The sequence below is a fragment of the Candidatus Benthicola sp. genome (assembly GCF_058719085.1).
Genome location: NZ_JBZQEK010000014.1, coordinates 1 through 3,117, shown reverse-complemented (window position 1 = coordinate 3,117; position 3,117 = coordinate 1). Strand labels below are relative to the sequence as shown.

Genomic DNA, 3,117 nt, shown 5'->3' with positions numbered 1-3,117 from the left:
GTGGCCGCTGAAGGACTACCCGGAGCACGGACCGGACCGCGACGACCCGTACCTGTTCGTCTATCAGCCGCTGCTGGACGCCTGCCTGGACGCGGCCCGCGCCGACGGCTGCGCCACCCTCCTGTCCGGCGACCGCGGCGATGAGGTGGTGGGAGACTGGGTCTACGACGAACGAGGGTTGTTTCTCGCAGGCCGGTGGAGGGCGCTGATCCGGGAACTGAGGCAGGAGCCGGCCGGCCGCGGCGGCGTCCCCGGAGCGCTGTGGTCCCGCGTCCTCGGTCCGCTGCTCGGTCGGGGAGACCGCTTCGGAGATCCCGAACCACCGGCCTGGATGCGCCCGGATTTCGCGGCGCACGCCGGCCTGGCGACGATTCTCGCCGGGGCGAGGCCATCCGCACTCCACGAGAAGCCGGCTCGGGAGCGTCGGCGCGAGCGGATCTGGAATCGCGCCGCCACCTGGAGGGCGATGGGCGAGGAGCGCCTCCGGGCCCGCCGGAACAGCACGTATTGCGACCCATGGAGCGATCGCCGGGTGGCCGAATACGTGCTCGCGATTCCGCCATGGCAGGTGAACCGCCGGTCGGAGCCCAAGCGCATCGTCCGGCGTGCGGTCCGCTCCCTCCTCCCCCGGGACACCGCTCGGTCGCTCGGGAAGATGGAGCCGGTCGCCCTGTTCGACCGCGGATTCAGAGACCGGGGGCTTCCGGTCGTGCGGGAGCTGCTGGCGGACCCACGTGTGGACGGGCTGGGTTTCGTGGACGTCGCGCACCTCGAGGCCGATTTCGAGGCCTTCCTGCACGGTAGGCCGGTCCGTCACGATTTCTGGTGGCCGCTCACCATGGAGATGTGGCTCAGGTCCCACTGGGAATAGACGGACGAACCTGCTGCGACGAGACCACACTTCTGTCGTGCTTCTACCGCAGAATCGACGTCTTCATCAACGGCCGAAATCGGCTCGAAATGGCTGCTTTCCGCCGAATTCCGGTGTGAACGCCCTCTGCACGCCCCCACTGGACCGCTCGTGCCCATTCGCGTATCGTTCTTGCGTGAATGGGTGATCGGCCAAGGCCCGATCGTCGGGCCAGTCCTGAATCACCGGTGGAGGACGCGTATGAAGAAGCCGTATCAAAAGCCCGAAATCAAGGCGTGGGGCACCGTTGCCGACCTCACGGCCACGGGCATGACGAAGCCCGGCAATGATGCGAAGGCTGGCAGCGCGGCGTCGCAGGGTCAGTAAGCCGCTGCTGGTCAGCCCTACAGGCAGTACGAGAGGCCCGCCCGCGTGGCGGGCCTTTCTTTTTCCTCCCCTCTCTGCGCAGAATACCGGACATGTACGGCTTGTACGACTTCGGACTGATGCTCGGCGACACGGTGCGAACCGACGCCTACATTCGAGCTCTTCGGGAGGCCGTGAAGCCGGGGTGCACCGTGCTCGAGATCGGCGCCGGAACGGGACTGTTCGCGATGCTGGCGCGCCGGTGGGGCGCCGGGCGGGTCTACGCCGTCGAGATGCTCGACGCGGTCGATCTCGGCCCGACCATCGCCCGGGACAACGCCCTGGAGGGCATCGAGTTCATCAAGGGCCTGTCGACCAGGATCGAGCTTCCGGATCGAGCGGACGTGCTCGTGAGCGATCTGCGCGGCACGCTGCCGCCTCACGGCCTTCACATTCCCTCGATCGTCGATGCGCGTGAGCGCCTGCTGGCGCCCGGCGGGACGCAGATCCCCCAGGTCGACCGGGTTCGGGGGGCCGTGGTCCAGGCTCCGGCCATGTACAAGAGCCTGAGCGGTCCATGGGCGACGGGCCGGTTCGGCATCGACCATTCGGCCGTCCTCGAGATCAACGCCAACCTCTGGAGGCGATGGGACCGGGACGACATGGCAGACGTCCGCTTCCTGACGCCACCCGCCGACTGGGTGACGATCGACTACACCCGCGTGACCGAGCCTCATTTCTCCGGGACGATGGAATGGATCGCCGCGAAGGAAGGCACGGCCCACGGTCTGAGCCTCTGGTTCGACGCCACTCTGATGCCCGGCGTGGAGTATTCGAGCGGACCCGACGGTCCGGGCCTGGTCTATGGGAACGCGTTCTTTCCGCTACGGGAGCCGCTCGAGGTCGCGGAAGGGGACTCCCTCCGGTGCTTCCTGCGGGCCGATCTCATCGAGGGGGAATACGTCTGGACGTGGCGGACGGAGCATCGCCGCGGTCAGGCGGCCCCCGTCACCCGGGTGCAGTCCACCTTCTACGGGCAGCCGCTGAACGAGCGTGACGTCTCGGTGCAGAAGTCGGGATACGCGCCCCGGATCGGAGACGAGGGCCGGCTGGTGCGAGCGACTCTGGAGCTCATGGACGGCTCGAGGACGATCGAGACGATCGCGAGCGAGCTGGAGAGGGAGTTCCCGGGCCGCTTCGCCGCCTGGGATACGGCGATCGCGTGGGTCCGCCGACTCTCCCGCGATTACAGCGCGTGATGCCCGGGTTCTCCGCCGGCCGAGGGGTGAACCCAGTCCCGATCCACCAGGCCCCGCAGGAACTCCTCGACGTCGCGTTCGAGCGCCGCGCGGTCGACGTCGTACGCTCGGGCCGCTGCCTCGACCACGCTGGCCGGGTTCCCCGTCTCGGAGAGGACCCTCCACATGAGGGCCGCCACCTCGTCGAAGGCGAAGTACCGGTGCTGGTCGAGATCGAGCAGGATTCCTCCCGCCCCCCGAACGGTTCGGAAGAGAAGGTGATCGGCGACCGTGAGAGCGTGTTCTTCCATGACCCGCAAGGAAGATCTCGCCGGGCGATCTGTCAACCGAGTGCGGCACTTCGGACCACGATTCCGGCGGGTCTGGCGGGGGAGACGTGAGCGGGCTGTGCGGGTTGGTGCGGTGGGATGGGGGCCCGGCGGAGCGGGGGGTGGTGGAGTCGATGGTGGAGGCGGCGCGTTGGCGGGGCCCGGACGGGGTGGGGGTGCACGTGGAGGGGAGCGTGGGCCTGGGGCACCTGGCGCACCGCGTGACGCCGGAGTCGGTGCGGGAGGTGCAGCCGCTGGTGTCGGGGGAGACGGTGGTGGTGGCGGACGCCCGGATCGACAACCGGGGAGAGGTGGCATCGTGGCTGGGGGAGCG

The 3,117-nt window shown here is 68.8% G+C and carries 4 protein-coding genes and 1 pseudogene; 4 read left to right on the top strand and 1 reads right to left on the bottom strand.

The features are described 5' to 3' along the window. From AC36XV_RS01390 to AC36XV_RS01380, 3 genes are all read left to right on the top strand, one after another. The coding region (locus tag AC36XV_RS01390; RefSeq protein ID WP_492201889.1) for an asparagine synthase-related protein at positions 1–871 on the top strand (871 nt) is incomplete at its 5' end. Positions 872–1,111: 240 nt separating this feature from the next. Next, a complete protein-coding gene (locus AC36XV_RS01385) occupies positions 1,112–1,237 on the top strand; it encodes a hypothetical protein (protein ID WP_492201888.1) in 126 nt (41 codons plus the stop codon). A gap of 92 nt (positions 1,238–1,329) precedes the next feature. After that, entirely contained in the window at positions 1,330–2,475 is a 1,146-nt protein-coding gene (locus tag AC36XV_RS01380) for a hypothetical protein (protein ID WP_492201887.1), read from the top strand. Here AC36XV_RS01380 and AC36XV_RS01375 read toward each other — a convergent pair. Continuing rightward, entirely contained in the window at positions 2,463–2,765 is a 303-nt protein-coding gene (locus AC36XV_RS01375) for a PqqD family protein (protein ID WP_492201890.1), read from the bottom strand. The two genes, AC36XV_RS01380 and AC36XV_RS01375, sit on opposite strands and share 13 nt — an antisense overlap. An 86-nt stretch (positions 2,766–2,851) precedes the next feature. Here AC36XV_RS01375 and AC36XV_RS01370 point away from each other — a divergent pair. Then, positions 2,852–3,117, top strand: a pseudogene (locus AC36XV_RS01370) (lasso peptide isopeptide bond-forming cyclase); the annotation flags it as partial.

What these genes read in the sequence shown, in the direction of transcription:
- AC36XV_RS01375 (WP_492201890.1), bottom strand. Translation starts at nt 2,765, where the DNA reads ATGGAAGAACACGCTCTCACGGTCGCCGATCACCTTCTCTTCCGAACC.
- AC36XV_RS01385 (WP_492201888.1), top strand. Translation starts at nt 1,112, where the DNA reads ATGAAGAAGCCGTATCAAAAGCCCGAAATCAAGGCGTGGGGCACCGTT.
- AC36XV_RS01380 (WP_492201887.1), top strand. Translation starts at nt 1,330, where the DNA reads ATGTACGGCTTGTACGACTTCGGACTGATGCTCGGCGACACGGTGCGA.